The organism is Caballeronia pedi (assembly GCF_001544915.2).
GTDB classification, from domain to species: domain Bacteria; phylum Pseudomonadota; class Gammaproteobacteria; order Burkholderiales; family Burkholderiaceae; genus Caballeronia; species Caballeronia pedi.
Genome location: NZ_FCOE02000002.1, coordinates 20,290 through 47,184, shown reverse-complemented (window position 1 = coordinate 47,184; position 26,895 = coordinate 20,290). Strand labels below are relative to the sequence as shown.

Annotated in this window: 23 protein-coding genes; 4 read left to right on the top strand and 19 right to left on the bottom strand. The window is 64.3% G+C overall.

Features of this window, described 5'->3' with window-relative positions; translation table 11 throughout:
- Positions 1 to 49 precede the first annotated feature (49 nt).
- From tssH to tssB, 7 genes are all read right to left on the bottom strand, one after another.
- Positions 50 to 2,698 (bottom strand): type VI secretion system ATPase TssH, encoded by a 2,649-nt coding sequence (gene tssH, locus AWB80_RS02890; protein WP_061173148.1) that lies wholly within the window; start codon positions 2,696 to 2,698, stop codon positions 50 to 52.
- Between the two features lie 45 nt (positions 2,699 to 2,743).
- Positions 2,744 to 3,727 carry a type VI secretion system baseplate subunit TssG gene (tssG, locus tag AWB80_RS02885; protein WP_061173147.1) on the bottom strand — a complete coding sequence of 328 codons (984 nt, stop codon included), beginning with the start codon at positions 3,725 to 3,727 and terminating at the stop codon, positions 2,744 to 2,746.
- Positions 3,691 to 5,415, bottom strand: coding sequence for a type VI secretion system baseplate subunit TssF (tssF, locus tag AWB80_RS02880; protein ID WP_061173146.1), 1,725 nt, complete (start codon positions 5,413 to 5,415; stop codon positions 3,691 to 3,693). The genes tssG and tssF overlap by 37 nt, the downstream gene beginning before the upstream one ends.
- Positions 5,416 to 5,464: 49 nt before the next feature.
- Complete coding sequence (gene tssE, locus AWB80_RS02875) at positions 5,465 to 5,878, bottom strand: type VI secretion system baseplate subunit TssE (protein WP_061173145.1); 414 nt, start codon at positions 5,876 to 5,878, stop codon at positions 5,465 to 5,467.
- Positions 5,879 to 5,910: 32 nt separating this feature from the next.
- Positions 5,911 to 6,399 (bottom strand): Hcp family type VI secretion system effector, encoded by a 489-nt coding sequence (locus AWB80_RS02870; protein WP_061173144.1) that lies wholly within the window; start codon positions 6,397 to 6,399, stop codon positions 5,911 to 5,913.
- A gap of 183 nt (positions 6,400 to 6,582) precedes the next feature.
- Positions 6,583 to 8,070, bottom strand: a complete 1,488-nt coding sequence (gene tssC, locus AWB80_RS02865; protein ID WP_061173143.1) for a type VI secretion system contractile sheath large subunit — start codon at positions 8,068 to 8,070, stop codon at positions 6,583 to 6,585.
- A 1-nt stretch (position 8,071) separates the two neighbouring features.
- Positions 8,072 to 8,566, bottom strand: a complete 495-nt coding sequence (gene tssB / locus AWB80_RS02860) for a type VI secretion system contractile sheath small subunit (protein ID WP_061173142.1) — start codon at positions 8,564 to 8,566, stop codon at positions 8,072 to 8,074.
- A 356-nt stretch (positions 8,567 to 8,922) separates the two neighbouring features.
- Here tssB and AWB80_RS02855 point away from each other — a divergent pair, with 356 nt between their 5' ends.
- Both AWB80_RS02855 and AWB80_RS02850 read left to right on the top strand, forming a co-directional pair.
- Positions 8,923 to 9,267: an STAS domain-containing protein gene (locus AWB80_RS02855; RefSeq protein WP_061173141.1), complete on the top strand. Its 345-nt coding sequence runs from the start codon at positions 8,923 to 8,925 to the stop codon at positions 9,265 to 9,267.
- A gap of 118 nt (positions 9,268 to 9,385) precedes the next feature.
- Positions 9,386 to 9,874, top strand: coding sequence for an Hcp family type VI secretion system effector (locus AWB80_RS02850; protein ID WP_014192973.1), 489 nt, complete (start codon positions 9,386 to 9,388; stop codon positions 9,872 to 9,874).
- A 58-nt stretch (positions 9,875 to 9,932) separates the two neighbouring features.
- On the opposite strand, the gene AWB80_RS02845 is transcribed toward AWB80_RS02850, so the two are convergent.
- The 7 genes from AWB80_RS02845 to AWB80_RS02815 all read right to left on the bottom strand — a co-directional run bounded on the left by AWB80_RS02845 (position 9,933) and on the right by AWB80_RS02815 (position 17,353).
- Positions 9,933 to 10,268 carry an STAS domain-containing protein gene (locus tag AWB80_RS02845; RefSeq protein WP_061173140.1) on the bottom strand — a complete coding sequence of 112 codons (336 nt, stop codon included), beginning with the start codon at positions 10,266 to 10,268 and terminating at the stop codon, positions 9,933 to 9,935.
- Between the two features lie 19 nt (positions 10,269 to 10,287).
- Positions 10,288 to 10,716 carry an ATP-binding protein gene (locus tag AWB80_RS02840; protein ID WP_061173139.1) on the bottom strand — a complete coding sequence of 143 codons (429 nt, stop codon included), beginning with the start codon at positions 10,714 to 10,716 and terminating at the stop codon, positions 10,288 to 10,290.
- Complete coding sequence (locus AWB80_RS02835; RefSeq protein ID WP_061173138.1) at positions 10,713 to 12,716, bottom strand: SpoIIE family protein phosphatase; 2,004 nt, start codon at positions 12,714 to 12,716, stop codon at positions 10,713 to 10,715. The genes AWB80_RS02840 and AWB80_RS02835 overlap by 4 nt, the downstream gene beginning before the upstream one ends.
- A gap of 52 nt (positions 12,717 to 12,768) precedes the next feature.
- Positions 12,769 to 13,707, bottom strand: a complete 939-nt coding sequence (locus tag AWB80_RS02830) for a hypothetical protein (RefSeq protein WP_061173137.1) — start codon at positions 13,705 to 13,707, stop codon at positions 12,769 to 12,771.
- A 128-nt stretch (positions 13,708 to 13,835) separates the two neighbouring features.
- The gene (locus AWB80_RS02825) at positions 13,836 to 16,010 is read right to left on the bottom strand and encodes a hypothetical protein (RefSeq protein WP_244206364.1); all 2,175 of its coding nucleotides are present in this window, start codon (positions 16,008 to 16,010) and stop codon (positions 13,836 to 13,838) included.
- A 122-nt stretch (positions 16,011 to 16,132) separates the two neighbouring features.
- Positions 16,133 to 16,327 carry a DUF2934 domain-containing protein gene (locus AWB80_RS02820; protein ID WP_061173136.1) on the bottom strand — a complete coding sequence of 65 codons (195 nt, stop codon included), beginning with the start codon at positions 16,325 to 16,327 and terminating at the stop codon, positions 16,133 to 16,135.
- 84 nt (positions 16,328 to 16,411) lie between these two features.
- Positions 16,412 to 17,353: a GlxA family transcriptional regulator gene (locus tag AWB80_RS02815; RefSeq protein ID WP_061173135.1), complete on the bottom strand. Its 942-nt coding sequence runs from the start codon at positions 17,351 to 17,353 to the stop codon at positions 16,412 to 16,414.
- Positions 17,354 to 17,467: 114 nt separating this feature from the next.
- Between AWB80_RS02815 and AWB80_RS02810 the strand changes: the two genes are divergently transcribed.
- Positions 17,468 to 18,661, top strand: a complete 1,194-nt coding sequence (locus AWB80_RS02810; RefSeq protein ID WP_061173134.1) for an MFS transporter — start codon at positions 17,468 to 17,470, stop codon at positions 18,659 to 18,661.
- Between the two features lie 11 nt (positions 18,662 to 18,672).
- Here the strand turns inward: AWB80_RS02810 and AWB80_RS02805 are convergent, their stop codons facing one another.
- Positions 18,673 to 19,917 carry a hypothetical protein gene (locus AWB80_RS02805; protein WP_244206363.1) on the bottom strand — a complete coding sequence of 415 codons (1,245 nt, stop codon included), beginning with the start codon at positions 19,915 to 19,917 and terminating at the stop codon, positions 18,673 to 18,675.
- A 626-nt stretch (positions 19,918 to 20,543) separates the two neighbouring features.
- Between AWB80_RS02805 and AWB80_RS02800 the strand changes: the two genes are divergently transcribed.
- Positions 20,544 to 21,302: an ATP-grasp fold amidoligase family protein gene (locus tag AWB80_RS02800; protein WP_341866802.1), complete on the top strand. Its 759-nt coding sequence runs from the start codon at positions 20,544 to 20,546 to the stop codon at positions 21,300 to 21,302.
- 1 nt (position 21,303) lies between these two features.
- Here AWB80_RS02800 and AWB80_RS02795 read toward each other — a convergent pair whose 3' ends face one another.
- The 4 genes from AWB80_RS02795 to AWB80_RS02780 form a co-directional block, all read right to left on the bottom strand.
- Positions 21,304 to 22,620, bottom strand: coding sequence for a chloride channel protein (locus AWB80_RS02795; RefSeq protein WP_061173132.1), 1,317 nt, complete (start codon positions 22,618 to 22,620; stop codon positions 21,304 to 21,306).
- An 86-nt stretch (positions 22,621 to 22,706) separates the two neighbouring features.
- Positions 22,707 to 23,126 carry a MarR family winged helix-turn-helix transcriptional regulator gene (locus AWB80_RS02790; protein ID WP_061173131.1) on the bottom strand — a complete coding sequence of 140 codons (420 nt, stop codon included), beginning with the start codon at positions 23,124 to 23,126 and terminating at the stop codon, positions 22,707 to 22,709.
- Positions 23,127 to 23,161: 35 nt separating this feature from the next.
- Positions 23,162 to 23,563, bottom strand: coding sequence for a hypothetical protein (locus AWB80_RS02785; RefSeq protein WP_061173130.1), 402 nt, complete (start codon positions 23,561 to 23,563; stop codon positions 23,162 to 23,164).
- 11 nt (positions 23,564 to 23,574) lie between these two features.
- Positions 23,575 to 26,832 (bottom strand): adenylate/guanylate cyclase domain-containing protein, encoded by a 3,258-nt coding sequence (locus tag AWB80_RS02780; protein WP_061173129.1) that lies wholly within the window; start codon positions 26,830 to 26,832, stop codon positions 23,575 to 23,577.
- Between the last annotated feature and the right edge of the window lie 63 nt (positions 26,833 to 26,895).

Sequence of the window (26,895 nt, the reverse complement as noted above, 5' to 3'; positions counted from 1 at the left end):
TTGCGGCGCTCGGTCACCGCGTGATTTCAACTGCGTTACGTTTGAAACGTCAGGCCGGCGCGCCGGGAAAGCTCACGGCGAAATCGCCGCTCTCGTTCACGTCGAGCGCCACTTCCGGCAGCGCCACGCCTTCGCCCATGCGCGTGAGAAGTTCCTGCGACATCAACGGCAGCACCGTGCCGCGCAAAATGAAATCGATGTTGCGCGCGCCCGTTTCCACTTCCGTGCAGCGCGCGGCGATCTGCGCAACCACGGCGTCGGTGTAGCTGAAGCGCATCTTGTTGTTGTGCGCGATGCGCTTCACGATCTTGTCGAGCTTGAGGCGCACGATGCCGGAAAGCGCGTCGGTGGCGAGCGCGAAGTACGGAATCACGGTCATGCGCGCAAGCAGCGCGGGCTTGAAGTGATTCGACAGAATCGGCCGCACGGCCGAGAGCAGCGTCGCCGCGTCGGGCTTGTCCTCGCCCGCGGTCATTTCGGTGATGACATCGGTCGCGAGGTTCGACGTGAGGAAGATCACCGTGTTCGAGAAGTCGATTTCCTTGCCTTCGCCGTCCGACAACATGCCCTTGTCGAACACCTGGTAGAACAGGTTCATCACGTCGAGATGCGCCTTTTCCACTTCGTCGAGCAGCACGACCGAGTACGGGCGCTGGCGCACCGCTTCGGTCAGCACGCCGCCTTCGCCATAACCGACATATCCCGGCGGCGAACCGATCAGGCGGCTCACGTTGTGCTTCTCCTGGAACTCGCTCATGTTGATGACGGTGGTCGACTTTTCATCGCCGAACAGGATGTCCGCCACCGACAGCGCCGTCTCCGTCTTGCCCACGCCCGACGGTCCCGCGAGCAGGAACACGCCCATCGGCTGATCGGGGTCTTTCAGGCCAGACTTGGCGGTCTTGAGCACCTCGGCGATCTGGTCCATCGCGTGGTCCTGACCACGGATGCGCGCCTTCAGCGTATCGGCCATGCGCATCACGCTCTGCGCCTGATCGCGCAGCATCTTGCCGACAGGAATGCCGGTCCAGTCCGAGATCACGCGCGCGACCACGTCCGGATCGACATCGATGTGAACCAGCGGCTGATCGCCCTGCGCCGTCTTGAACGCGACGGCAGCGGCGGCGATCTCCTGCGACAGCGACTCCAGCGTATCGGCGGGCACGCCGTTCGCCTTCGCTTCGTGGCGCGCCGCGCGTGCGTCGAGCAAGGCGCGGGCGGCGTCGCGTTGCTGCTGCCAGACGGCGCGCAGCGCTTCGGCTTGCGCATCGAGCTTCGGCAGTTCCTCATCGATTTCGCGAAGGCGCGCGAGATCGACGGGCTGCTGGTTGTCCGCATCGCGCTCGAGTCCGCTCTTTTCACGTTGCAGCGCCTGAATGCGGCGCTCCGTGTTCTCCAGCACGTCGGGCTTCGCGCTTTGCAGCACCTTGACGCGCGCGCAGGCGGTGTCGAGCAGATCGACGGCCTTGTCCGGCAACTGGCGGCCCGTGATATAGCGGCTCGACAGCTCGGCCGCCGCGACGATCGCGTCGTCGCGCAGCACGACCTTGTGCACGTCCTCGTACTTCTCCTTCAGGCCGCGCAGGATCAGCACGGCGGTGTCGAGATCCGGCTCGTCGAGCTTGACGAGCTGGAAGCGCCGCGCGAGCGCCGCGTCCTTTTCGAAGTACTTCTTGTATTCGGCCCACGTCGTCGCGGCGATGGTGCGCAGTTCGCCGCGCGCGAGCGCCGGCTTCAGCAGATTGGCCGCGTCGGAGGTGCCGGCCTGGCCGCCCGCGCCGATCAGCGTGTGCGCTTCGTCGATGAACAGGATGATCGGTTTCGCCGACGCCTTCACTTCGGTGATGACGCCCTTCAGGCGGTTCTCGAACTCGCCCTTCACGCTTGCGCCCGCCTGCAGCAGACCCATGTCGAGGCCGAGGATCGTCACGTCCCTGAGCGAATCGGGCACGTCGCCTTCGACCACGCGCAGCGCCAGCCCTTCGACGACCGCCGTCTTGCCGACGCCCGGATCGCCGACGCAGATCGGGTTGTTCTTGCGGCGGCGCGCGAGGATATCGACCATCTGGCGAATCTCGGCGTCGCGGCCGAACACCGGATCGAGCTTGCCGGCGCGCGCCTTCTCGGTGAAGTTCTCGCAGAAGCGCGCAATCGCGCTGCCGTCGCCGCTGGCGGGCGCGGACGCATCGCTCGCGCCGTCGCCGAGCGCCTCGCGCGTGCCGGCTTCGACGGAGCCGCCGCAGACCGCATCGAACGAGCGGATCAGCGTTTCGCGGTTCAGCGCACGCAGCGGCGCGGCGTAGTCGCCGGTCGCGTAGTACGTCGGGCGCGCGAGGAACGCGAGCAGCACCGCGCCCGAACGGATGCGCGGCTCCTGCAGATCGACGGATGAGATCAGCCACGCGTCCTGCAGCAATTCGAGCAAGAGCGGCGAGAACGCGGGACGTCCGGCGTTGCCCGACTTCATCTGTTCGAGCGACAAGTTGATCGCGCGCTTTACGAGCGCCGCCTCGACGTCCTGCTGACGCAGCAGCAGCGCGATATCGGCCTGTTGATCATCGAACAGCTTGACGAGCAGATGCTCGACCGTAATCTCGTAGTGTCCGCGCGATACGCACACCCCGACGCCATCTTCGAGCGCCTGTTTGCAAAAGCCGTTGAGGCGGCCCACCAGGGGCTTCAGTTCGACCAGCAGCATGTTTGTGTTCCTCTTAGTCTTTCCAGCAACGGCCAGCAATCAGGGTTAGAGAGAGTAATGAACCCGGGTCGGCAGTTTCGCCTCGCCGGGATTGAGCCAGGTATCGAAGCCGAGCCGCGACCACGCGCCACGGCCGGTGCGCGCCGCGCCGGCTTCGTCGTCGCGCAGCTGAAGCTCGACTTCCACGTCGAGCGGATCGGTCAGATAGAAGCGCGTGAAAAAGCGCAAACGCGCATGCGCGCTTCCGCCCGGCAGCATCTGATGGAAAAGCGTTTGCGGCACGTCGGCGAATTCGATGCGGATGGCGCTTTCGTAGTCGTCGATCTCCGCGCCGAGCCACGTGTCCTCGCCCAGACAGCTTTGCTGCCGGCCGAGCTGCCAGCGCTGATCGGCGGGAATCGGCACCGCGCGCAGCACGCCGCATACGACCTTCACATCGGCGGGCGCGAAGGCATCGGCGAGCAGCGTCTTCAGGCCGAGCGCGGAATGTGGCCGCTGATTGAAGAGGCCCGCATAGCGCAGCAGTTCGGCGCTGCCCGGCAGCAGATCGACGCGCAGTTCCGGATCGTGCAGCCCGACGAACGCGTACAACTGATTGAGCGACGCCTCGTGCCGGTCCTCGACGATGCGCTGCTCGACGCGATACTTCGCCCATGCGTCGAAGAGCAGCGGATACAGCGCGTGATGCACGATGTCGAGAAAATCGCGCGTGACGTGGTGCCCTTCGCGCTCTTCCTCGAACAGGTCTTCGGTGTAGTACGTCGGCAGCGGCGAGGCCACACCGTACAGGCCGAAGAAATTCGCGGTGATCCGATAGCCGCCTTCGGGCGTCGCCTCGATGCGATCGATGTCGTTCTCGGGAAACCCGAGCCCGAGCCGCGGACGCACCCGCAGATTCTCCTGATTCAGGCCCGTGTGACGGTCGTACAGCCGCAGCAGCCGGATCGCCTGGAAGTAGGAGTACTTCTCACCGTTGGTGAGAAGCAGCGCCTTTACAGCATCGGTTGTTGTCCGAGTCTCGGCGGCCATTTGAATACGGTCCCTGAAAGCGTGTCTTCGAGCTCGACGCGCGTGTAGGAGTTGATGCCGGCGTAATCGGCGAGAAAGCGCTCGAGCACGCAACCGAACAGATACAGATCGCCGATCCCGGCGTAATGGTCCTCACGGCAACGAATACGGATCAACTGGCCGCGCTGCATGCCGCCACGGCCCACGAGGCGCGTTTCGCGCGTCGCCGTCACGTCGACGATGCCTTCGATACGGCGTCGATTCGACATTTCCGGCCCCTGCCGCCCGGCGAACACATAGAGGCCGAGCAGCTTGCGCAGGTTGTCGGCGTTCGCGAGCGACAGCAGGTTCAGCGACACATGCGAGAGCAGGCACCACAGCAGTTCCTCGCCGGCGGGCGGGTCCTGCGCGGGCGTGATCGCGCGGATATTGGTGAAGCTCATCTGGTCGGGCGACGTGCTGGTCGGCACGTTGATATCGCCCGGTTTCAGGCCTTCCGGCAACGCGCGGTTGGTGCAGGTGACGCGAATCGACAGCGTCTCCGGCAACGGCGTTTCGGACGGCGGATAGTTGAGCGACAGATACACGTCGCTGCCGCGCTCGACGTTCGCGCTCTTCAACGTCGTGCGATAGCTCAGTTGCGCGCCACGGCCATCGTGACGAAACATGCTGAACGGCTGATAGACGCGTTCCTGCGCGCGGCCCTGCTGATAGCCGAGCACCTGATCGACCGAATAGATCTGATAGTGGCGACGGTCGCGCCCTTCGGGGATCACACGATATTCCGTCGCGCGATGATCGTGCGTGATCGGGTCCGCGACATGCGCGAACACGTTGATCGCCGGCACGATGTTGAGCGCGAAGCTCGCGGCGTCGATCTCGGGCATCCAGTCGTGCAGCGCGTCGAGCGTCATCACGATGCTGAAGCTCGAACCCTTGGCGTTCGCGGTCCAGCGCCGCAGTCCGACGATATCGATGAAGAGAAACTTCTCCGGCTGCGCGAAGAACTCCTGGATGGTGCGAAAGCCGCTCGGCGCATGGCTCGGATACGTCAGCAGGTCGGCGTCGAAGCCGCTCGTGCGCAGGTTCTTCGCACCGAGCGAAAGCCGTTCGCCGCCGCCACTGGAAATGCGCACGTCGATGACGTGATTCATCAGCAGCAACAGCAGTTTCGATGCATCGACATGGCCGCCGTTCAGGAACAGGCGGATCGAGTCGCCGTTCCATTGCGCGATGCTCAGGCCGCCTTCCATTTCGAAGTCGATCATCAGCACGGGCGCGGCGCCTGCGTGGCTCAGCAGATTGACTTCGGCCATGCGCAACGGCTCGACATCGAGGTCGCAGGTGGTGCGAAAGCGGCACGCGGTGCCATCCACCGGCACCGATGCGAGTTCGGTGCCCGCGGCCACGCGCGCCGCCTGCGCGCGCGGACCCTTCGCGGCAAAACCGATCAATGTGGATGCCGGCACGGGCCGCAGATAATGCGGAAACAGCAGATTGGTGAGTTCCTGAACGAACTCGGGAAACTGGTCGTCGAGTTTCTGGCGCGTGAGGCCCGTGAGAAACGCGACGCCTTCGAGCAGGCGCTCGACATCCGGATCGGCCGAGGTGCCCGAGAGCATCGGCGCGATCGCCGGATTCGCGCGCGCGAACTCGGCGGCCAGGCCTTTCAGCTTGTTCAGCTCATCCTGATAGTATCGATTGAACATGCGGACCGGCTCGGCTGAATCGGGAAAAGAAAAAAGTGAGCGCGTGAAATCAGCCGACACTTACGCGGCCATTCGCGCCCACGGTCGTCGAGATGCGCAGCGGAATCTCGCGGTCGTCCACTTCGAGCGTGCCTTCGAGCGCGAAGCGGATCGACAGCACATCGGTTTCCTCGCGGTTGAGCGTCACGCGCGGCGACTTGATGCGCGGCTCGTAGCGCAGAACCATGCGGCGTATTTCCTCTTCGATCTCGCGTGTGGAACCCATCGCGGTGGTGCCGGCAAGGTTGGTGAAATCGGGCACGCCGAATTGCGGGTCGATCTGCACGCTGCCTTGCCGGGTGTTGAGCAGCCGGCCGAGGTGACTCATCACCGAGTCGACGAGAACATCGATCTGCGTTTCGTTGGAGCGCGCTCCACCCGCACCCCAACTCGCGATTCGCTCCAGCAGCCGACGTTCTCTCACCGTTGCCCCCGCTCAGGCTTGAATCAGGACTTTCAGGACTTCGGGGCGAGCCACGAATCTTCCGCTTCGATGCCGTCCGGATCGAAGGTCCACGTGATCTTCTCGTAGGTGAACGAGATGTCTTCCATGTGGCCCATCTGCTTGTTTTCCGGCGAGAGGCAGTTCGGCGTCCACGACTTCATGTTGGTCAGGATCGCGTTCGACAGCTTCACGGTGTAGTACTTCTCTTCCGTGCCCTTCGGCGAGATGCGGTAGAACTCCAGCGTCACGTTCTTCAACTGCTCGCCCGAGGTCAGCGCCTGGAACAGCTTCGGCGACGACTTGTCGATTTCCTTGGTGAGCGTCATCGGCAGATGGACGCGCTTGCCGGTCGGCAGGCCCGTTTGCGGGCTCTTCGGGATTTCGATGGTGTGATCGACGGCCTGGACGAGGATCTTTCCTTCGTGACCCTGAACCTTGGTCGAGCCTTCGATCTTGCCTTGATTCTGGCCTTCGAGAGTGAGGTAGCACGGCATCGGCATGATAAGTCCCCTGTTGGGTAGCAAACTATGTTGGGTTTCGGTTGTTTCGCCGCGGCCTTCTGGCCCCGGCGTTTCGCTCAGCTCTTGTGTGTGCTGCGCATGTTTCACATGTTGCGCGGGACCCGTTACCGCCCGGTTTCAGTTTTCCCGCGCTGCGTTACAGATGAAACACGGCTCGCGTGCTTACTTCTTGTCCAGCTTGCCGACGAGGGACAACGTGAACGACGCGCCCATATACTTGAAGTGCGGACGCACCTTCAGGTCCACGCGATACCAGCCCGGATCGCCTTCGACATCGGCCACGACGATTTCCGCCTGACGCAGCGGACGACGGCTGCGCACGCCTTCCGCGGGGTTGTCCATATCCGCGACGTACTGGCGAATCCAGGTGTTGAGTTCGCTTTCGAGATCGACGCGCTCTTTCCACGTACCGATGTTTTCGCGCTGGATCACCTTGATGTAGTGCGCGAGGCGGCTCACGACGAACATGTACGGCAGTTGCGTGCTGAGCTTGTAGTTCAGCTCGGCTTCCTTGCCTTCCTTGGTGTTGCCGAAGAACTTCGGCTTCTGCGCGGAATTGGCCGAGAAGAACGCGGCGTTGTCGCTGTTCTTGCGCATCGTCAGCGCGATGAAACCCTGCTCGGCAAGTTCGAACTCGCGGCGCTCGGAGATGAGCACTTCGGTCGGGATCTTGTTCTGCAGCTCGCCCATCGACTCATACGTGTACACCGGCAGATCGCCCACCGTGCCGCCGCCTTGCGGTCCGATCACGTTGGCGCACCAGCGGTAGTCGGCGAAGCTCGACGTCAGGCGCGATGCGAACGCGAAGGCCGCATTGCCCCACAGGAACTGGCTGTTGCCGCCCGACACGTCTTCCTTGTAGTTGAACTTCTTGGCCGGCACCGTATCCGCGCCGTAAGGCACGCGCAAGAGGAAGTGCGGCAGCGTGAGGCCGACATAGCGCGCGTCTTCCGATTCGCGGAACGCATTCCACTTGACGAATTGCGGGCCTTCGAAAATCGACGACAGGTCCTTCAGGTTCGGCAACTGGTCGTAGGTATCGACGCCGAAGAAATGCGGACCGGCAGCGGCGATGAACGGCGCGTGGCTCATCGCCGACACGCTCGCCACGTTCTGCAGCAGCTTCACGTCCTGCGTGCCCGGGCCGAACTCGTAGTTCGCCACGATCGCGCCGAACGGCTGGCCGCCGAACTGGCCGTATTCAGCCGTATAGAGATTCTTGTAGAGACCCGACTTGGTGATGTCGGCCGCGTCCTCGAAGTCTTCGAGCAGCTTGCCCTTGCTCACGCTCAGCAACTGGATCTTGACGTTCTCGCGGAAATTCGTGCGGTCCACGAGAAACTTCAGCGAACGCCATGCCGATTCCATCTTCTGGAAATCGTCGTGATGCAGGATCGCGTCGACCTGCGCGCACAGCTTCTGGTCGAGATCGGCGATCATGCTGTCGACCGTCGCCTGCGTGATGCGCTCGACCGCGTTCTGCGGCTCCAGCAGTTGCCCGATAAAGGCCTGAATGCCCTGACGCGTGATCGAATACGCTTCGTCGCCCGGCTTGATGCGCGCCGACTCGATCAGCGAATCGAGCAGCGAAAGGCTGGCGTCGGACTCGGGTGCGGCCGTCGCTTCCTGTTGTTTATCCATGTCGCTCATGTCACTTTTCCTCGATGCCGAGTTCGCTCATCAGACGCGCGCGCACGCCTTCGTCTTCGATCAGTTCCTGAACGCGCTTGCGGAAATCCGGAATGTTGCCGAGCGGTCCCTTGAGCGCCTTGAGCGCGTCGCGCAGGGCGATCATCTGGCGCAACTCGGGCACCTTTTCGACGATCGCGTCGGGCGAGAAATCGTCGATGGACTCGAACTTCAGGTTCATCGCGATCTGCGCTTCCGGATCGGCGTTCGCTTCGAGGCGGTTCGGCACCGCGAGATCGAGCGAGAGCTTCTGCCCCTTGAGCACTTCGTTGAAGTTGTCCTTGTCGACGTTGACCGGCTTCATGTCTTCGATCGGCGTATCGTCGTCGCGCAAGGTGAAGTCGCCGAGTACGAGCAATTTCAGCGGCAGCTCGACTTCCGCCTTGGCATCTCCGGTGGCCGGACGATACACAATATTGACCCGCTCCTTAGGAGCGACTGAACCGTCAGATGCCATGCCTACCCCCTAACCCAAAACCAAATGTGTTGATGAAAAATTCAGGCCGCTTTGAACGGCGTCAGCACGATCGTGCGCGAATGCCGTCGCCGCTGATTCCTTGCATGCTGCTGGCGACACGGAACGATCTCATGCTGTATCCCCGGTCATTGCCGCAAAGAGAACCGGGTTCCGGGTTCTGTTCGCGCCTTAGGCGCAAAACCCGCGTGATACGCTGACTTTCCTGTCGCTGAGGGCATTAACGACAGCGCCGCGGAATTCTTGAAACTGTTTTGACGGCGGCTGATTGCTCAAGCTTTTATGTTTCTTTGCCGTTAATGCTTCGAGGCGATATCGCCATTGCGTGAGAGACCATCGTGGCAAACCAGTATGAAGTCCAGGGCGACGTGCTCATCGTGAGCCTCGAAGGCGCGCTGAACAGCATGAACTCGGCGCAGGTCGAGGCCGACATCCAGCGCCGTCTCGATCAGGGCACCAATCAGGTGCTGTTCGATCTGAGCGGGCTAGGCTATATCTCGAGCGCGGGACTGCGGGTCGTCCTGATCGCGGCGAAGCGCCTCAAACAATCCGCGGGACGGCTGGTCCTGTGCGGCATGCACGACCAGATTCGCGAAGCCTTCGAGATCAGCGGATTTCTCAACATTCTCAACGTCGCCGATACGCGCGCGTCCGCGCTCGAACGTTTCAACCAGGTCGCGTGAAACCCATGTTTCATCCGTAACCTGAGCCCGTTTTTCTGAAACGTGGCGGTAACGGCGCACACCCAGAATTCATCCCATGCGCAGAACGAACTGCGCGAAACTACCGGAGAAAAAAATCATGCCGATGCCGTGCTACCTCTCACTCGAAGGCCAGAACCAAGGCAAGATCGAAGGCTCGACCAAGGTTCAGGGTCACGAAGGAAAGATCCTCGTCCAGGCCGTCGATCACACCATCGAAATCCCGAAGAGCCCGCAAACGGGCCTGCCGACCGGCAAGCGCGTCCATCAGGCGATGACGCTCACCAAGGAAATCGACAAATCGTCGCCGAAGCTGTTCCAGGCGCTGACGTCCGGCGAGCAGATGAAGGATGTGACGCTGGAGTTCTATCGCATCTCGCCGAAGGGCACGGAAGAGAAGTACTACACCGTGAAGCTGTCGAACGCGATCCTGACCAACATGCAGTCGTGGACGCCGAACTGCCTGTCGCCGGAAAACAAGCAGATGGGCCACATGGAAGACGTGTCGTTCACGTACGAGAAGATCACGTGGACGTACGAGCCGGACGGCATCGAAGCCGAAGACTCGTGGCTCGCGCCGAAGTCCTGATCAGGCTGTAGAAGCAAGCAAAAAGGCCGCCTCGCGAATGAGGCGGCCTTTTCCATTTTCATCTGGCAAGCGCGGCCATCGCCGTCGCGCGATCGGGCAGGATGCGGAACAGCGAATCGAAGCCGATCACCTGAAAGACTTCGTGAACCTGAGGCAGAAGCCCGGCCAGAACCAGATCATGCCCCGTGCTGCGCGCGACCTTCGCCGCCTTCAACAGCACGCGCAGTCCGGCGGAGCTGACGTACTGCACGTCGCTCATGTCGAGCAGCACGCGCGGCGCGCCCTGCACGCGTTCCGGCAAGACATCTTCGAGCGGTTTCGACGACGTGCTGTCGATGCGGCCATTCACGGCGATGACCAGGACTTCGCCTTCATGCGTTTCGTTGATATTCATCGGTTTCCTCGGTAGATCTTCAAGCGTCCGGCTGTGCGGCGACGCGCTTGCGAAAGCTCAGGCAGTTCAATTGTTCGCGGCGTTCATAGGCCACTTCGTCCATCATCTTTCTGACCAGATAGACGCCGAGACCGCCGATCGCGCGATCGTCGAGCGCGCTCGTCACATCGGGGTCGGGCAACTGGAGCGGATCGAAGGCCACGCCGTCGTCGATGACTTCGGCACGCACTTCGTCCGCGCCGACGGTCACGTGGATGCGGATCGGATCGTGCGCGGAACCGTAGGCCGCGATATTCGAGATCACTTCGTCGAACGCCATCGCGAAGCTCTGGAACAGCGCGGGCGGCACGCCGCACGCATCGAAGAGGGCCTGCAAACGATTCACCAGCTCGCCGATATCCGGCGCCTGCGCATCCAGTTGCGTGTCGAGAGTGTCGGTCACGTTCATGCCTTCGTCGCTCCGGAAGCCCCGTAGTGAACCGCAAGGCAGGTGATGTCGTCCGACTGCGGCGCGCCATCCGCGAACTGATGGACGCTGTCGAAGAGCCGCTTGAGCAGGACTTCGACATTCTCGCCCGTCGATCCGGCGAGATGTTGCGCGAGACGCAGTTCGCCGTATTCCTCGTCGGCGGCATTGAACGCCTCGGTGACGCCATCGGTATAGAGCAGCAGCGTGGAGCCCGCTTCGAGACGCGTGCGTCCCTCCGCGAACGGCGTGCCTTCCATCACGCCGAGCGCCATGCCGCCCGTGCCCGGCAACTGCGATACCTCGCCGCCCGGACCGATCAGATACGGCGGATTATGCCCGCCGTTGGCGTAGTCGAGCTCGCCCGTCGCGGTATCCAGAATGCCGTAGAACAGCGTCACGAACATCGTCGCTTCATTGTCTTGCGAGAGCAGATCGTTGGCGAGCGCAAGACACGCGCCCGGACTCGCGGCGCTCGGCGCGATCGCGCGCAACAGCGTGCGCGATACCGCCATGAACAGCGCGGCCGGCACGCCCTTGCCCGAGACATCCGCGATCACGATGCCGATTCTCTGATCGGAGAGCCAGAAGTAATCATAGAAGTCGCCGCCGACTTCGCGCGCCGGAATCATGCGCGCGAACATCTGCAGGTCGGGTCGCGACGGGAAGCGCGTCGGCACGATCGACTGCTGCATGCGCCGCGCGACATCGAGTTCCTGCTGGATCGACACGAGCTTCGTATGCGCGTTGAACACGTTCTGGATGGTCAGGAACCACGGCCGCCATGCCTGCGGAATATCGGGGATCGATTTGACCGAGCCGCGGTCCTCGTCCTGGATATAGCGCACCAGCTTTTGTGCGGGCACGATCGCATCGTTGTAGGTCATGCGGCTCGCGATCATGAGCATCAGCGTGAGGCTCAGCACGAGCACCAGCACGCTCGGCACGCCCGTCTCCAGCGCCACGCGCTGCAGATTCCAGCGCGGCAACAAGAGCACGAGACGGAACGGCGCATGTTTGATCTCGACCGCTTCGATGTAGTAGCCGTCGCGCGTCGTCAGGCGGCCATCGGCGTCCTTGAGCATGCCTTGCACGTCGCGGCGCAATTCGGGCGGAAAGGCATCTTCAGCCGATAGCACCTGCTGCGCGCCGTCGTGCACGAGCGTCGGGTCGGCGAGCAACTGTCCCCGGTCGTTGACGATGAACATGCGGCCCAGTCCCGGCGGCCAGGTCCGCACGAACTGGTTGAGCCAGCCGAGCGTCAGATCGAGCGAGACCGAGCCGCGAAACTGACCGGCATCGAACACGCCCGCCGATGCGGTGACCATGACGCCCTTGCCCGCTTCATCGACATAGACGGGTGTCCACAGAACGGCGTGATCGGGATCGGCGGCCGTCTGCACGCCCGTGAAGAATTCCTTTTGCTTGAGCGAGTCCGCGTAGAAGAAATCGCCCGAGCCGACCCACGGATAGATATTGATGAAGCGGCGCGCAGACGTGTAATACACCCAGGTCGCGCCCGGCAGATTGGCCATGATCGTCTTGAACGTGCCGTTCAGGCTCAGCGCCATCTCCAGTTCGCGATCGAGCGCCGGCGTGCGCGGGCCGACGAGGCCCGTCAGATTGCCGGCATCGGCGGCGGTCCACGGCGGCGGCAGCGCGTCGAGCTGGATGCTGTTCGGCTGCTTCCCCGGCCGCAGCGCGGCGAGCAAGGGCGAATCCGTCGTGCCTTGAGGATGCAGGCGCAGCCATGTTTCACTCTGGATACGCATCGAGTTGACGGCGTCGGTGCTGCTGCGCACGAGCGCATCGAGCGCGATCGCCTGTTCCTGCATGCGCTGGCTGACGCTGGAGGTTTGCGCTTCGAGCGTCATGCGGTATTGCAGATAGACAAGCGCGCACGCGACGACGAGCACGCCGGCGAACGCCATGCGCATGACGCGGTTGTAGCGGGCGAACAAGGCCGCCGTCAGATCGGACATACGCTGCTTCGTTTGAGGTTGAGGTGGAGTGCGGTCATATCGGATCAGGCGCTCAGGCCGCGACGCTCGGCACCTTGCGCGCGTGTTCCTCGCGCGCGCCGGCGAAGCCGAGATGTTCAAGGCGTTTTTGCAGCACGCCCGAACTCGTCAACTGAAGGATTTCGGAGAAGACCATGCGCGTCATCGACTTCGGATCGGCGACGCGCGCGCCCTGCTCCGCCGCCAGCACGCCGATCACCTCGCGATAGTCCTCGATGCCCGCGACCATGATGTCGAACCAGCTCAGCCACGCGGCCTCGATCGTCGGGTTCTGCTGGAGCGCCTTGCACAGCCGTCCGATGCGCGTGGCCTGATCGAGCAGGATCACGTCGATCTCGTCGTCGCTCGCGGCGAGGCGCGCGCGCAGATCGAGGTCCCAGCGGATACTGATTTCCGGAAGAAAGATGTAGCGCAGCCCCTGCACGATGCCGATGCGGCTTTGCGCCGATGGAATCATCGTGAAGCCGTCGATCGGCCAGCCTTCGCCCGGAAAGCCGACGATCTTGCGCACCAGCTCGACCGTATCGGCGATGCGCGTCGGCTCGCGGAACATCACGGTGAGGCCGGGCCGCGCGTTGTCGGTCCATTCGCCGGGCGGCAGCACGCGGCCCACGAAGGCATCGGTTTGCGCGGCGGCATCTGCGAGCGAGAACACGCGGGCGGCGAGCGCGGCGGCGTCGAAGCCCACGGCCGCCTTCACTTCGAGTCCGACCGAGAGTTCCTGACTCGATCCATAGCGCCCGAGCACGGGACGCAGCACGATGTCGCGCACGTGATCGTCGTCATGGAGCAGCGTCACGAGCGGCTGCACGAACGCCTTGAAACGCGGGCCGACCGGATACACGCGCGAAGCGGGAATCGTCGGCGCGCCGTGGCCGCGCAGTCGCGCGAGTCCGCCCGCCGAAGCCTGCTGCGTCAAGCCGACAAAGTAATGGTCCACAGCGTCGGCCATCGCCGTTCCTTGTTTTTGCTTTAAACGGGTTGAATTACGTCGGAAAGTGTAGCGATGCGCGGCGCGGACAAAACCTCGAAGAGAGCGCCAAAGAGGCGACTATTCGTGGCTTTGCCGCGCCGCTTGCCTTACCGGGCGATACCCACGCGCTCGCAGGCGGCCAGCGCGCCGTTGGCGCCCTGCGTGTACTGCAGGCGGTAGCCGCCGTTCGCAAGACCGTGCTTCGACGCGAGCACGATCTGCCCGAGCGTGCCCTTCGCGGCCTGACGGCTCATCGACGGCTGTTGCGCGATGATCAGATCCGCGAGTTCCGGATTGGCACGCACCGCGTCCGCACCGACGATGCGGCGCACGTTCGACACGCTGCCGCGATACCAGCCGTAGAACGGCCGATACGCAGGCCCGGCGTAATGACTGTCGATGATCATGTAAGGATCGAGTTTCGTGAGCGCGCCCAGCACGTCGTCGTCGTTGAGGATGTAGGCGAGATCGCCGCCCAGACGCGAGCCCGGCTCGCCGATGTGCGCCGGGTCGTAACGCCAGCCTTCCGGCCCGTTGCGCAGCTCCGACCACTTCTTGCCGGTCCACGTGACGACGTGCGACAGGCCGATCGTCGAAGTCGCCGTCTCGGGGACGGTCACGCCGTTCTGCTTCGGCGGCGCGAGCGTGATGTAAAGCAGGTCGCCCGGCATCAGATGCTTCGACGTGGCGTCGAAGTTGCCGTGGTTGATGTCGAACAGCACGCCCGTCTGCGTCGGGCCGGCCCATTTCGGCGTGCTCGTCGCGCCGGCGGGCGTCATGCACGCCTGCGTGGTGATGCCGGTTTCGACTTCGCGATTGTCCGTGGTCAGTCCCGCGAAGTTGTAGACCCACGCGGTGAAGTCCGAGCAGTCCACGCCGTGCCATTGCACCTGCGCGGAAGGCAGCGCCCGCGCGCTCGCTTCGCCCTTGCGCTGGACGATCTGCGAGCCGTCGACGCCGTTGCGCTGCGCCGTGCAGGTCATGCCGTACTTCTGGGCCGAGTCGCCCTTCGCGCCCGAGGTGCTGCCCGCCGATGCGTTGCGGTACTTCGGGTCCGCGAGCGCGGAATCGTCGGGCGGCAGCCAGCCCGGAATGTGGTGATGGCAATAGTTGAGGTTCTGGTCGACCCAGAAATTCTCGACCGCCATCACGAGTTCGCGCTGGAACGTGTCGATATCCGCGCAACCGGCGGGCGGCTGGATCGCGCCGTACTGACCGGCGAGCGGGCCCCAGCTGCTGATGGTCTGCCAGCTCGCCCAGTTGGCTTTCGTCAATGCGCCGGTGAGCTTCGCCTGCACGTAGTTTTTGCGGCCTTCGAAGAGCGCGAGATTGTCGTTCAGCAACGCGACGCGATCGCCGCATGTGCTCGCGCTGCCCTTCGCGGTCTGCACCGCGCCCGGCATGACCGGCTCGATCTGCGCGGCGGACGTGATGCCCGAGCGATTGCGCGCGTTCGTCATGTAGGCCGCCGCGCCGGCGGTGATCGAGCAATTGACGCCGCCCGGCGCGCCGAGCGTGCCGTCCGCCGCGATATCGCCCGCGCCCGCGTGGCACGACGCGAGCGTGTCGCCATTGGCCGCCTGCGCGACGATGTTGCGCGTGCTCGCGTCGATGCTGCCGCCGTCGGCGATGCGACTCTCGGATTCCGCGCCGAGCGCGAGACTCATCTTCGCGCCGTCCGTGACTGTCGATGTCGTGCCCGTGACGACGAAGGCCGGCGTGGTCTGCTGCACGTCGATATCGCCGGCGAACGCGTTCACGCGCGACATTGCCGCCGCGATATTGCCCGCGACGAGCCCGCCCGCCGCACGCGCATCGGCGACGACGGCGTTCGAGTACGTGGAGACGACGATCTGCGTCGGCGCGCTCAGATAGACCGCATCAAGTTCGCCGGACAGGTTCGTGGACGCGCCGTTCGATTCCTCCTCGAAGCTGCCGCCCGTCACACGCACGAGCAGCGGATAGCGCAGGCTGCCGCGCAGTTCGAAGGTGCCGTCGCTGTGGGTCGTGGCGGTGGCGGCGGCCTTGTCGGACACGGTGCCGTCGGCGGCGATTTCATGCGCGGCCACCGATGCGTTCGCGACCGGTCCCATGTACACGCCGCCCGACGTGGACGCGGACGATCCGCCGCACGCGGAGAGAAACAGGGAAAACGCCGCGCTCGCCGCGGCAGTGAGAAAAATCGGCTTCACGATGACCTTGCTGAAAAAAAGCGGGACGCCGCGATTCGGCGGCGCATGACAGACCGGATGCGGCTTCGCGAAGCCATGCACCGATGTCATGAGCGTAAGGGATGGGCTTCAGCGCCAATTCGGCGATCAGCCTTGCAAAACGCCGCTTTTTCAGCCGATTTGGAACATCGCTGAAATTTCGCAGGAAGGTCGGGGAAAGGATGAGGCGCGGGCTATTTGTCCTTGTCCTCGGCCTCGCGCGCTGGCTGACTGGACGCGGCATCGCCGGCTCCCTGCGTATCCTCCGCTTCGAGCGATGAAATCGCCTTCTGCCAGAACTCCTCGGCGCGCCCTTCCGGACTGCCCTCGCGCTCCCACATTTCGTACGCACGACGACGAATGCGGTCCTGCTCTTTCTGATCGTCCATCACTGCCTCCCTGTTTTGCGACCACGCGTCGCCGTCGATTACCGCTCACTCGCACAGCAACCATCGTGCCGCGGGCGTCGGCGTTCAGCGCGCGGATTGCCGGCTGAAGCGGCGAACGGCCTGAGGCGGCTGTCCTGTCGTGCGCACGAACGCGCGCCGCATCCGCTCGCGATCGGCAAAGCCGACTTCATCCGCGATCGCGTCCAGCGACAGACGCCCTTTTTCGAGCAGTAGCCGCGCGGCCTCCACACGCAAATGTTCGACGGCCTTGGCAGGCGATTGCCCCGTCTCGGCGCTGAACGCGCGACTGAACTGACGCGGACTCAGACCGGCGACGTCGGCCAGTTCCTCGACCGTCAGCGGCTTGCGCAGATTGCCGTTCGCGTAGTTGATGGCTTTCTGGATGCGGTCGGATTTCGGTTCGAGGTCGAGCAGAGTCGAAAACTGGGACTGCCCGCCCGCGCGCCGGTGATAGATGACGAGCTTGCGCGCGACCGCGCGCGACACGTCCTGTCCGTGATCCCGCTCGATCATGGCGAGCGCCATGTCGATGGTGGCCGTCATGCCGGCTGAGGTCCAGATGGGTCCATCGACGATGAAAATCTGATCGTCTTCCACGACGACTTGCGGAAAGCGGCGCTGCAGTTCGTTGGCGAAGCGCCAGTGAGTCGTCGCGCGGCGGCCGTCGAGCACGCCTGCTTCGGCCAGGATGAACGCGCCCGTGCACGGCGCGGCGATCCGCCTCGACGTGCTTAGCGAGCGCCTGACGAACGCGGTCAACGCAGGCGACACGGTGTCCGTTTCGACGCCCGAGCCGAACATGACGGTATCGAACGTGGCATCGCCGAAAGCCTGTGTCTCGACCCGCACACCCGCCGACGACATCACCAGCCCGCCCTCTTCGGACAGCACCGTCACGTCATACGCGGGCTCGCCCAGCACGGCACTGGCGAGTTCGAAAGCGGTCACGGCCGCAAACCCGAGCAGATAGAAACTCGGGAACACCACGAAACCGATCGCATGCATAACCTGCCCCGTCCATGTCCTAAATCGTTTGTATATATGACATTTGAGACGCGGTCAACGACGATTAAGCTTGCTTCCATTCACCGTTCGCGCGTGCAAGGAGCGCACTTTCGTATGGATCGTCGATTACTGATACTGGCAACGGGCATGTTCGCGATGGGCACCGACAACTTCGTCGTCGCCGGCATCCTGCCGGGCGTGGCCGCGTCGCTGCATACATCGGTCGGGCTGGCCGGGCTGATGGTGACGTGCTACGCGCTGACCTACGCGCTCGCCGCGCCCGTCATGGCGGCGGTGGCGGGCAACTGGCCGCGCAAGCGTCTGCTGATTTCGGCGTTGGGTATTTTCGTCGTCGGCAACGCGATCAGCGCGCTCGCCACCGGCTTGCACTGGGTTCTCGCGGCCCGCGCGCTGGCCGGATTCGGCGCCGCGCTGTTCTCGCCGACCGCGTTGGGCGTTGCGTCGGCGGTGGCGGCGCCCGAAAAGCGCGGCCGCGCGCTCGCTACCGTCACGGCGGGCCTGACGGCGGCCACCGCGCTCGGCTCGCCGATCGGCACGTTCATCGGCGGATTCGGTAGCTGGAGAACGACGCTCTGGTTCGTCACGCTGCTCGGCAGCGTCGCGATGATCGGCGTATGGACGCTGCTGCCAGCGGTCCCTCAACCGGGATCGGTCAGTTTGCGGGCGCGGCTCGCGCCGGTGCGCGATGCGCGCGTCGCGCTCACGCTGCTCACGTCGCTATTCGCATTCGGCGGGTTCCTGATGGTCTACACGTACGCGGGCGTGGTGCTCGCGCGCGTGACCCACGGCGATGAACGTATTCTCGCAGGCCTGTTTCTGTTGTGGGGCGTGGCGGCGACGGCCGGCAACCTGCTGGCCGGCCGTCTCGTGGACCGCTTCGAGAGCCGCACGCTGATCGATGCGATGCTGTGGCTCGCCATCGTCAATTTCTGCGCGTTGCCGTGGACGTCCGCGCACGCAGTCAGCGCGGCGGTCGCGCTCGTGGTCTGGGGGATCTGCGGATGGGGTCTCCTCGTTCCGCAACAACACCGTCTCGTATATATCTCACCGAATGTCGCGCCGTTGCTGCTCGCGTTGAACAACACGGCGACGTACATCGGACTGGCGTGCTCGGGGCTACTCGGCGGCGCGCTGATTCCGTCGATCGGCGCACGGAATCTGAGCCTCGTCGCCGCCGCGCTGATCGCGCTGGCGTTCGTCTTCGCCGAAGCGGCGCATCGCCGCATCAGACGACCGCCCGCTCCCTGGCGCGCACAGGCCAGGCGGAGCCGGAGGCGGTCTGACTGACTATTGCCCGGTCATTGCGGCTCGTACCACGAATAGGTCGGCAGCGTCGTCAGCGGCGTGCCGATCTGGAACGTGATATCGCGCAGCGAAGTGAGCGGGATGTTGCGCGGGTCGCCGGTGTAGCGCCGGACATCGCCGTTGTCGTTGATATAGACCACGATGTTGCCCGTGATGCCGGCCACGTTCGTGCTGGAGAGCGGCTGACCCCAGATATCGAAGACCTGGCCGAGCGTGAACGGCTTCACGTTCGGCGTTTCGATATGGATGATGCCGGTGTTGTCGTGCGTGTGCGTCTCGTAGTTGCATTGCGGCAGGATGCCGACGTTAGCCGGGAACGCGAGCCACTGGCCGTCCTTGAAGATCGCGACATGCGAATGCACGTGGAAGGTTTCGGCCATGCCCGCCGCGCAGATCAGGCCGTCGACCGTTGCGCCAGTGCCGCCCGTCGCCGTGTTGCCGTTCGGCCAGAACGAGCTGCCAATGACGCCGCCGAAGCTGAGCGTGGTGACAGTCGATGTGAACGGCGGCGGATCGGTCCATGTGTAGGTCGCGATCTGCGCCGGCGGCGTTCCGACGACGAGCGTCACTTCGCCGTGCGGCGGCAACACGAGGCTCGAGAGATCGCCGGTGTACTGCGCGAGCGTGCCGCCCGTATTCACCCATGCGGTTACCGCGCCGGTCAGGCCCGCGACGTTGGTCGTGCTGAGCGGCTGACCCCAGACGGCGAAGAACTGACCGAGCGTGTACGACGCGTTCGATGTCACGTCCATGCGGATCTTGCCCGACGCATCGACCGTGTGGACCGGATAGACGCAGCCCGTCTGCCGCGCCATGGTCGGCACGACGGTGCCGATGTTCGCCGGCAATGCGAGCTGCTTGCCGTTCTGGTAGACCGACACGTGCGCGTAGCTGTACTTCGCGCCCGCGACCGTGCAATTGAGGTTGCTGACCGCCTGGCCCGTGCCGCCGGTCGCGGTCGAGCCGTCGCTCCACTGCGCCGCGCCGATCGTCGTGCCGTCGACGAGCGCGGTCGCCGCGGCGAGCGTCGGCGTGGCGTTCGCGGCGGGCGCGCTCGCGCCGGTATCGGGACCCGACGCGGGCGTCGCGCCCGACGCGGGCGCGCTGCCTGCGGCCGGCGAACTCGAATTGCTGCCCGATCCGCCGCCACCGCCGCCGCAAGCGGCCAATGTTGCAAGGGCGGCTGCGAGGACTGCGCCGCTCATCCACCGAATCTGTGTCTGTTTCTCTTTGAGCATGTGTCGACTCCGCCCCTCGTCTGAAGGATTGCTTAAGGTGTTGCGGGCTGCACTGCGGGCGCATGCGCAAAGCATGCATGGCGTATGCGCCGGAAGCATCGCGGGTCGTTCCCGACGCAAGAACAGACATGCTCGTCAAGACGATCCCGACACGATTGACGCAAGGTTTGACGCCTGTCGCTGCGACGTTCGGTTCAACCGAACGTCTCCAGTCGGGCACATGCCGATGGAAGCCAGCGACTCATCGAAAGAGAGAAACCGCGCCGGCAATCTCATGCGCCGGCCAGAGGCAATGTATCGTCGATGCTGCATCGTCGCAAGTAGAACTATCGTCAGGCTCGCATTGCAGCCGCGCGATTTTTTGGTGTGTGCGGTGGCGTACATACGCACAACCGGGGATTCAGCTTAGGATTCGGGTCCTGTTCGGCACAGGTGTGCAAATGCATTCCTCTGACCCGATTCGTGCCACCTGAAGCGCGTATCTGGGCGACAATGGCTTCAGACACAACCATGGGGGCATGCGAATGACTCTGTCAAAGACGCTGTTCCACAGCGTAAGGGACTGGTTGCCCGATAACCTTTTCCTCAGCATTTATCACCGTCGCAGGATCGGGCGTTTTCCGCGCATGCGCAACCCGACCACCTTCAACGAAAAAATCCTGCATCGCTGCCTCAATCCCGATCCGCGTTACGGCGATCTCAGCGACAAGCTGAAAGTGCGCGATTACGTGGCCGGGAAGATCGGCAGTGAGTATCTCGTGCCACTCGTCGCCGCGCCCGAGACGTTCACCGAAAGCGTGTTCGATGCGCTTCCGCAGGCCTTCGTGATGAAGGCGAATCACGGCAGCAGCTTCGTGAAGATCGTGAAGAACAAGGCCGACACCTCGTTCGCGGAGCTCGATGCGCTCGCGCAGCGCTGGCTATCGACGGACTTCTACGCGGTCGCGCGCGAGCGCCATTACCGCACGATCGATCGGCGCATTTTCTTCGAGACGCTGCTGCTCGGACCGGATGGCATCGTGCCGCCCGATCTCAAGTTCCATGTCTTCAACAAGCAATCGGGCGATCCGAAGATCTTTCTGCTCGTCGTCACGGACCGCTTCGGAGGACATCCGCGCGGCGATGTGTACGACGAAAACTGGAACCGTCTCGACATCTCGATCGGCCACTACGCGCGCAGCCCGGTTCCGGCGCCACGTCCGGAAAAGCTGGACCGGCTGCTGTCGGTGGCGCGCCAGTTGGCGAGCGACTTCGAATTCGTGCGCGTCGATCTCTACGATGCCAACGACGCCATCTATTTCGGTGAACTGACGTTCACGCCAGGCGCGGGCATGTTCCGCATACGGCCGGACAAGGTGGACTACGAGTGGGGACGCCTGATGTAGGTCACTTGCTCATGTACTTGCGCGCCAGCGCTTCATAGAGCGGTGGCGCGAACAGCCGCGAAACCTGACTCGAAATCAGTGCCGTGGCCATCAGCGACAGCACGAGCGCGTGCCCGTTGATCATCTCGATGACGATCACGAACGCCGTGATCGGGCTCTGCGTGACGGCTGCCAGATAGCCGACCATGCCGAGCGCGATCAACATCGGCAATGGCAAATGCGCGCCGCCGAAGATGAGATGCAGCGCATTGCCGATGCCCGCGCCGATCGCCAGCGACGGCGCGAAGAGTCCGCCCGGCGCGCCGGGTAGATAGGAGCCGACCATCGACGCCATTTTCAGCAGCGGATAGCTCAAGCCGACATCGGAATGGGCTTCGAGCATCTCGCGCGCTTCCGCGTAGCCGCTGCCGAATGTATGACCACGCGACGCCAGACCGATCACTGCGATGACGAGGCCGCACGCCGCGCCGAACGCGACCGGATGCACCTCGCGCCAGGATATGACGCGCGCCGGCATCCAGCGTTGCGTGTTCAGAAGCAGCCAGCAAAATATTCCGCCAGCGACGCCCGTGATCGCGCCGACCAGAATCACGGCGAGCGCGAGCGAATCGGGGAAATGGCTGCCCACCAGATCGATCGTGCCGAAGTAGACGTAGTTGCCCTGCAGCGCGAGCGAGACGATACCGGCGAAGATGATCGCCGTGATCAGCACGCCGCTCGTGCGCGCCTCGAAGCTGCGCGTGAGTTCTTCGATGGCGAAGACCACGCCGGCGAGCGGCGCGTTGAACGCCGCCGAGAGTCCCGCCGCCGCGCCCGCGAGCGCCAGCTTGCGTTCGAGCGCACCGCCGCGAATGCTGCGCAGACGCGCCGGATAGAAGCGCCGCAGGCTGTACATGAGCGCCGCGCCCACATGGATGGTCGGCCCTTCGCGGCCGATCGTGAAGCCCCCGAGGATCGACAGGAACGACACGAAAATCTTGCCGACGAGAATGCGCAAGGTGAGCAGGCGCGGCCCGAGGTCACGCTTGTCATGCAGCGTCGCGATGACCTGAGGAATGCCGCTGCCCTCGGAGCCGGGAAAGAAGCGGCGCGTGAGCCAGACACTCAATGCGCCGATCGCGGGCGTGAGCAGCAAAGGCAGCCACCAGTAGCGCGCGTTGGCGCGCAGAAAGGCGTCGTACCCGAAATCGATCAGGCGTGCGTACATGACCGCGATCAGCCCGGTCGCGACTGCGCCGATCCAGAACACGCCGTAATGCAGCCACAGCCGCCTGCCGCGCAAAATCGTACGTCGGTCGATGAATCCAGGAATTCGCATCGAAAAGTGGCCGTTTCAAATTTAAGGCACATTGTGACATAAATTCGCATCACCCTCCGATGCGCACCGACTCCGGGGCTATCGGCTCATGCCTCGCTTGCGCCGAACACCCAACTGAACGAACCATAGTGAGCCTTGTGTTGCGCCGCGAGCCGGAGCAGACATCGCTCGCCTTTCGCCGTCAGATGCACTTGCACTTGCCGGCGATCGGTCTTGTCGGTCTTGCGCGTGACGAGCCCCGTCGCCTCGCAGCGTGAGACCAACGCAGCGGTGCCATTGGGCGCAGCCTGCAGGCGCTCCGCAAGCTCGCCGACCGTGGCCCATTTCCGCTCGGGGAACCCGCGTACGTGCAAAAGCAGCTGATACTGGAGTGTGGTGATCCCGGCTGCGTTGGAAATCTCCTCGGATACGCGCAGGAACTTGCGCAGTTCGTAGCGGAAGTTCGACATCGCTTCCAGATCCTGCTTGTCGGGCAATTCGGCTTTCTGCTTGGTGTTCGATGACATGAGTGGGTTCGTTGAATTGTCGTGGCGCAATCGCACTATCCGAAGACTCGCGCCCAGAGCGCGCGGACGCGGCGCGCGCGGTCCTCGAAAATAAACGATCCGGCGAGCGCCAACAACCCCGACATGACGCCGGTCGACAAATGCTCGAGGTAAGCGTAGCGATAGTGGCTCTCGTGCGAATACGCATCGCCGAAGATGGTCAGCAAACCTACGATCAACGCATTGCCGTAGCGGTTTTCATAGAGCCTTGCTGCCGGGGTGAACGTCAGCAGCAACGCCAGAATCCCGGTAAAAAGCCCGGTTTTGAATGCGTTCATCCAGTGGCCCATGTTGGCGATGCTGCTCCAGCTTCCAGGCATGCAGGTCATGCACGCACTGGTCGGCTGCCAGAATCGCTGGATGAATACTCTGACGCGGCGCTTCCACATGCTCGACATGATCGATACCCTCATCCGCAGTCTTCCGAATCCGCCCGAGTCGCCTGGGCCGAACGCGCCCCATCGATGCGCTGAAGCGCGTACAGAAAGCCCATCTTCCTGCCCGCTTCGCCGAGCCGATCGAGTTCGTCTGACAATGCCGCGTCCCGATTCCCTTTCCCGCACGCAACGAGCGCGCGCGCACGCGCCACCACGAACGCGGAAAAAGGCGACGGTTCGCGGCACGCATAATCTTCGAGCGCCGTCGCGTGATGCGCGGCCGAGTCCCAGCGTGCGAGGTCGATGCACGCGTCTATTGCGTCACGTCGAAACAGAAAGTGATTGTGACTCACCGCGCCGGCGGCGAGCAATGCTTCGCCTTCCGCGAGCGCGCTTTCGAAGACATCGACATCATCGGTCGCGCGCGCAAGCACGCCCAGATAGCTTGCGCCGAGATACGTCATGCCGGTCTCGCGACTGATCGACAGCGCCTCGCCGATATCGTCGAGCGCTTCATGCCGACGGCCCGCCACGCGATGCAACTCCGCGCGCAGCGCGAGCGCCTCGCCTTCGAAGCGCCGCGATTTCAGTTCGCGCGCGCACTGCAACGCCGGACCGACATGCTCCCAGGCACGCGCCCATTCGCCGAGATCGTGCAGACAGTGCCACGCGGCGTGATGCGCGACCGCGAGCGCGCGAAGATGACCGACCTTTTCCGCCGCGCTGACGCTGGCGAGCGCGGCGTCGAGTCCGGCGTTCGCGTCGCCGGCAAACCACGCGGTGATGGCGCGCATCGGCAGATTGGCGACTTCGATTCGCCCGAACCCGTGACATCGGCAAAGTTCGATGCAGCGGCTGAATGCGTCGTGTGCGCTGATCATGCGGCCGCGCATGTATTCGCCATCGCCGAGCCCGCCGAGCGCGGCCGCTTCCCGCTCGGGGTCTTGCACGTCACGCGCGAGCGCAAGGCTGCGGCCGTGTTCGCGGATGCATCCTTCGATATCGCCGCGCGGAAAGCACAGATTGCCGCGCAGGAAGTGAATGCGCGATGCCTCGCGCGGAAGCTCCTGAGCGACGGCGGCTGCGCAGTCGAGATCGGTCCAGGCGCCGTCGAGATCGTCGATGACGCGCTTCACGGTCGCGCGCCCGATCCACGCACGGCAACGTTCCGCGTCGTTCGCGGCGGCTTCGAGCGCGGTTTCGAAGGCGTCGAGCGCGGAGGTCATGTCGCCCGTGTCGTGCAGGATATCGCCGCGAAGGCACTGGAGCGCGACGCGCTCGCCCCCCGTTTGCGCGACTTCGAGTCCTCGCTCGACGAGCCGCAACGCGGATTCATGGCGATACGCCGACGCCTGCGCGCGCGCCGCGTCGCAATAGGCGCGCGCCGCCTCGTCGTCCGCCGCGCGATCGAGATGTTCGGCCCGCAAGACCGGATCGCGCGCGCCGTACCACTGCGCCGCCCGACGATGCAGCTCGCGGCGATCGCTCTTCAGCAGCCCGTCGTAGATGGCGTCGCGGATCAGTGCGTGATGGAAGATGAATCCGCTGCCCTGACGTCGCAACAGAAGGCTCGTCACGAGCGGCTCCATCGCGACGCCAGCGCCGGTCGCATCGACGAGATGATCGACTGCGTCCTCCCCGAAGCGCTGGCCAAGCACCGAGGCCGCCTGCAGGACGCGTTTGTCCGCGGGATCGAGCCGGTCGAGCCGCGCCTGCACGATACTGCGCACCGAGCCGGGCACGCCGGTTTCCGCACCCTCTTTCGCATCGTTGAGCAACTGTTCGAGAAAGAGCGGATTGCCCGCCGCGCGAGCAATGCAGCGCCCAGCCAGATCCGCGTCCGCGCCGGGAAACGATTCGGCCATCGCCTGCGCTTCGCTGGCGCTGAGCGGAGCCAGATCGACGAGCGTGTAATGGGCGTCGTCCAGGGCATCGCTCAGCGTGCGCGCGGTCAGCACCAGCATGGCCGGACAGCGCGCCACCGTCGCGGACAGCGCCGCGAGCTGCCGTAGCGTCGATCCGTCCGACCAGTGAATATCCTCGACGGCCAGCAGCCGGGGCCGCTTGCGGCTCGCGCGCCGGACCAGCCGGGTCAGGACGTGCAATCGGCCGCGCACCCGCATCGCGTTGTCCATCGCCTCGTAGACCGCGCGGTCCGCGAAGGTCATCGGCAGGTCGAGCAGATCGTCGAGAAAGAGCGTGTCGCCGGGGTCGATCAGGCCATCGGCGAGCGCGCGTTCGATGGCGCTCGAAGCGGCATCTTCATCGAAATCCAGCAGTCCGCGCACGAGCGACTGGATCGCATCACGCCCGGTCGCCGCGCCGAAATCGAGCACGAGACCGCCGTGGCAGACGAATCCGGCATCGCGCGCGGCGCGTTCGATTTCCTCGACGAGCCGTGTCTTGCCGATTCCGGCCTCGCCGCGCAGCACGACGGTGCGCCCGCCGCCGCTTTCGCGGCACGCTTCGAGCATGGCGCGCAACTGCCGCAGCTCGTCGCGGCGGCCGACGAACGCGCGTTCACGGATCGAGCGACGCAAGCCCGCAACGCACCACGCCGGGACGGATTTTGCGAAGCCCTTGACGGCAAGCTCGCCGCGCGCGACGCAATCGAGGCGGTCGGCCAGCGCGCGTCGCACGGCTTCCGATATCAGAATCTCCCCCGACCCCGCCGCGCCGGTGAGACGCGACGCGAGATTGACCGTCTCGCCGGTTACTGTGTACGCGCGGTGCGTCGCGCTGCCGGTGCCGCTGGCGACGACCTCGCCGCCCGCAATGCCGATATGCACGAAGACCGGACGCGCGAGCGCGCGGGACAGGCCAGGCATCGCATCCCGGATCGCGAGCGCGGCGCGCACGGCGCGTTCGAGATCGTTTCCATGCGCAACCGGCGCGCCGAACACCGCCATGATTGCGTCGCCGACATGCTTGTCGATGTGTCCACCATGCTGATCGACGATGCGATCGACCTGCTCGAAGTATCGATCGAGCACAGCGACGACGTCTTCGGGATCGGCTTCACGGCTCATCTCCGTGAAGCCGCACAGATCGGCGAAGAGCACGGCGACTTGCCGTCGCTCTCCTTTGGCTTCGCACGGAGTCGCGGCGGGATGGCGAAGCTCGGCGAGCGCATCGAGCAGTTTGCGGCGATGTCCGACTGAAGCGATGCCGAGTTCCTTCAGATCGTCGGCCGTGAGACGGCGCAGCACGGCGGCATCGATGGCGTTCTCGCGGAACGCCGGCTCGTACCGTTCCATCCCGAGGCTGCGCAGCCAGGCGGCGACGTCCACGATCTCTCCCGAGCGGAAAGTGTCTCTCAAAAGATAGCACGCGCGGTGAAGGTCGCGATGGTG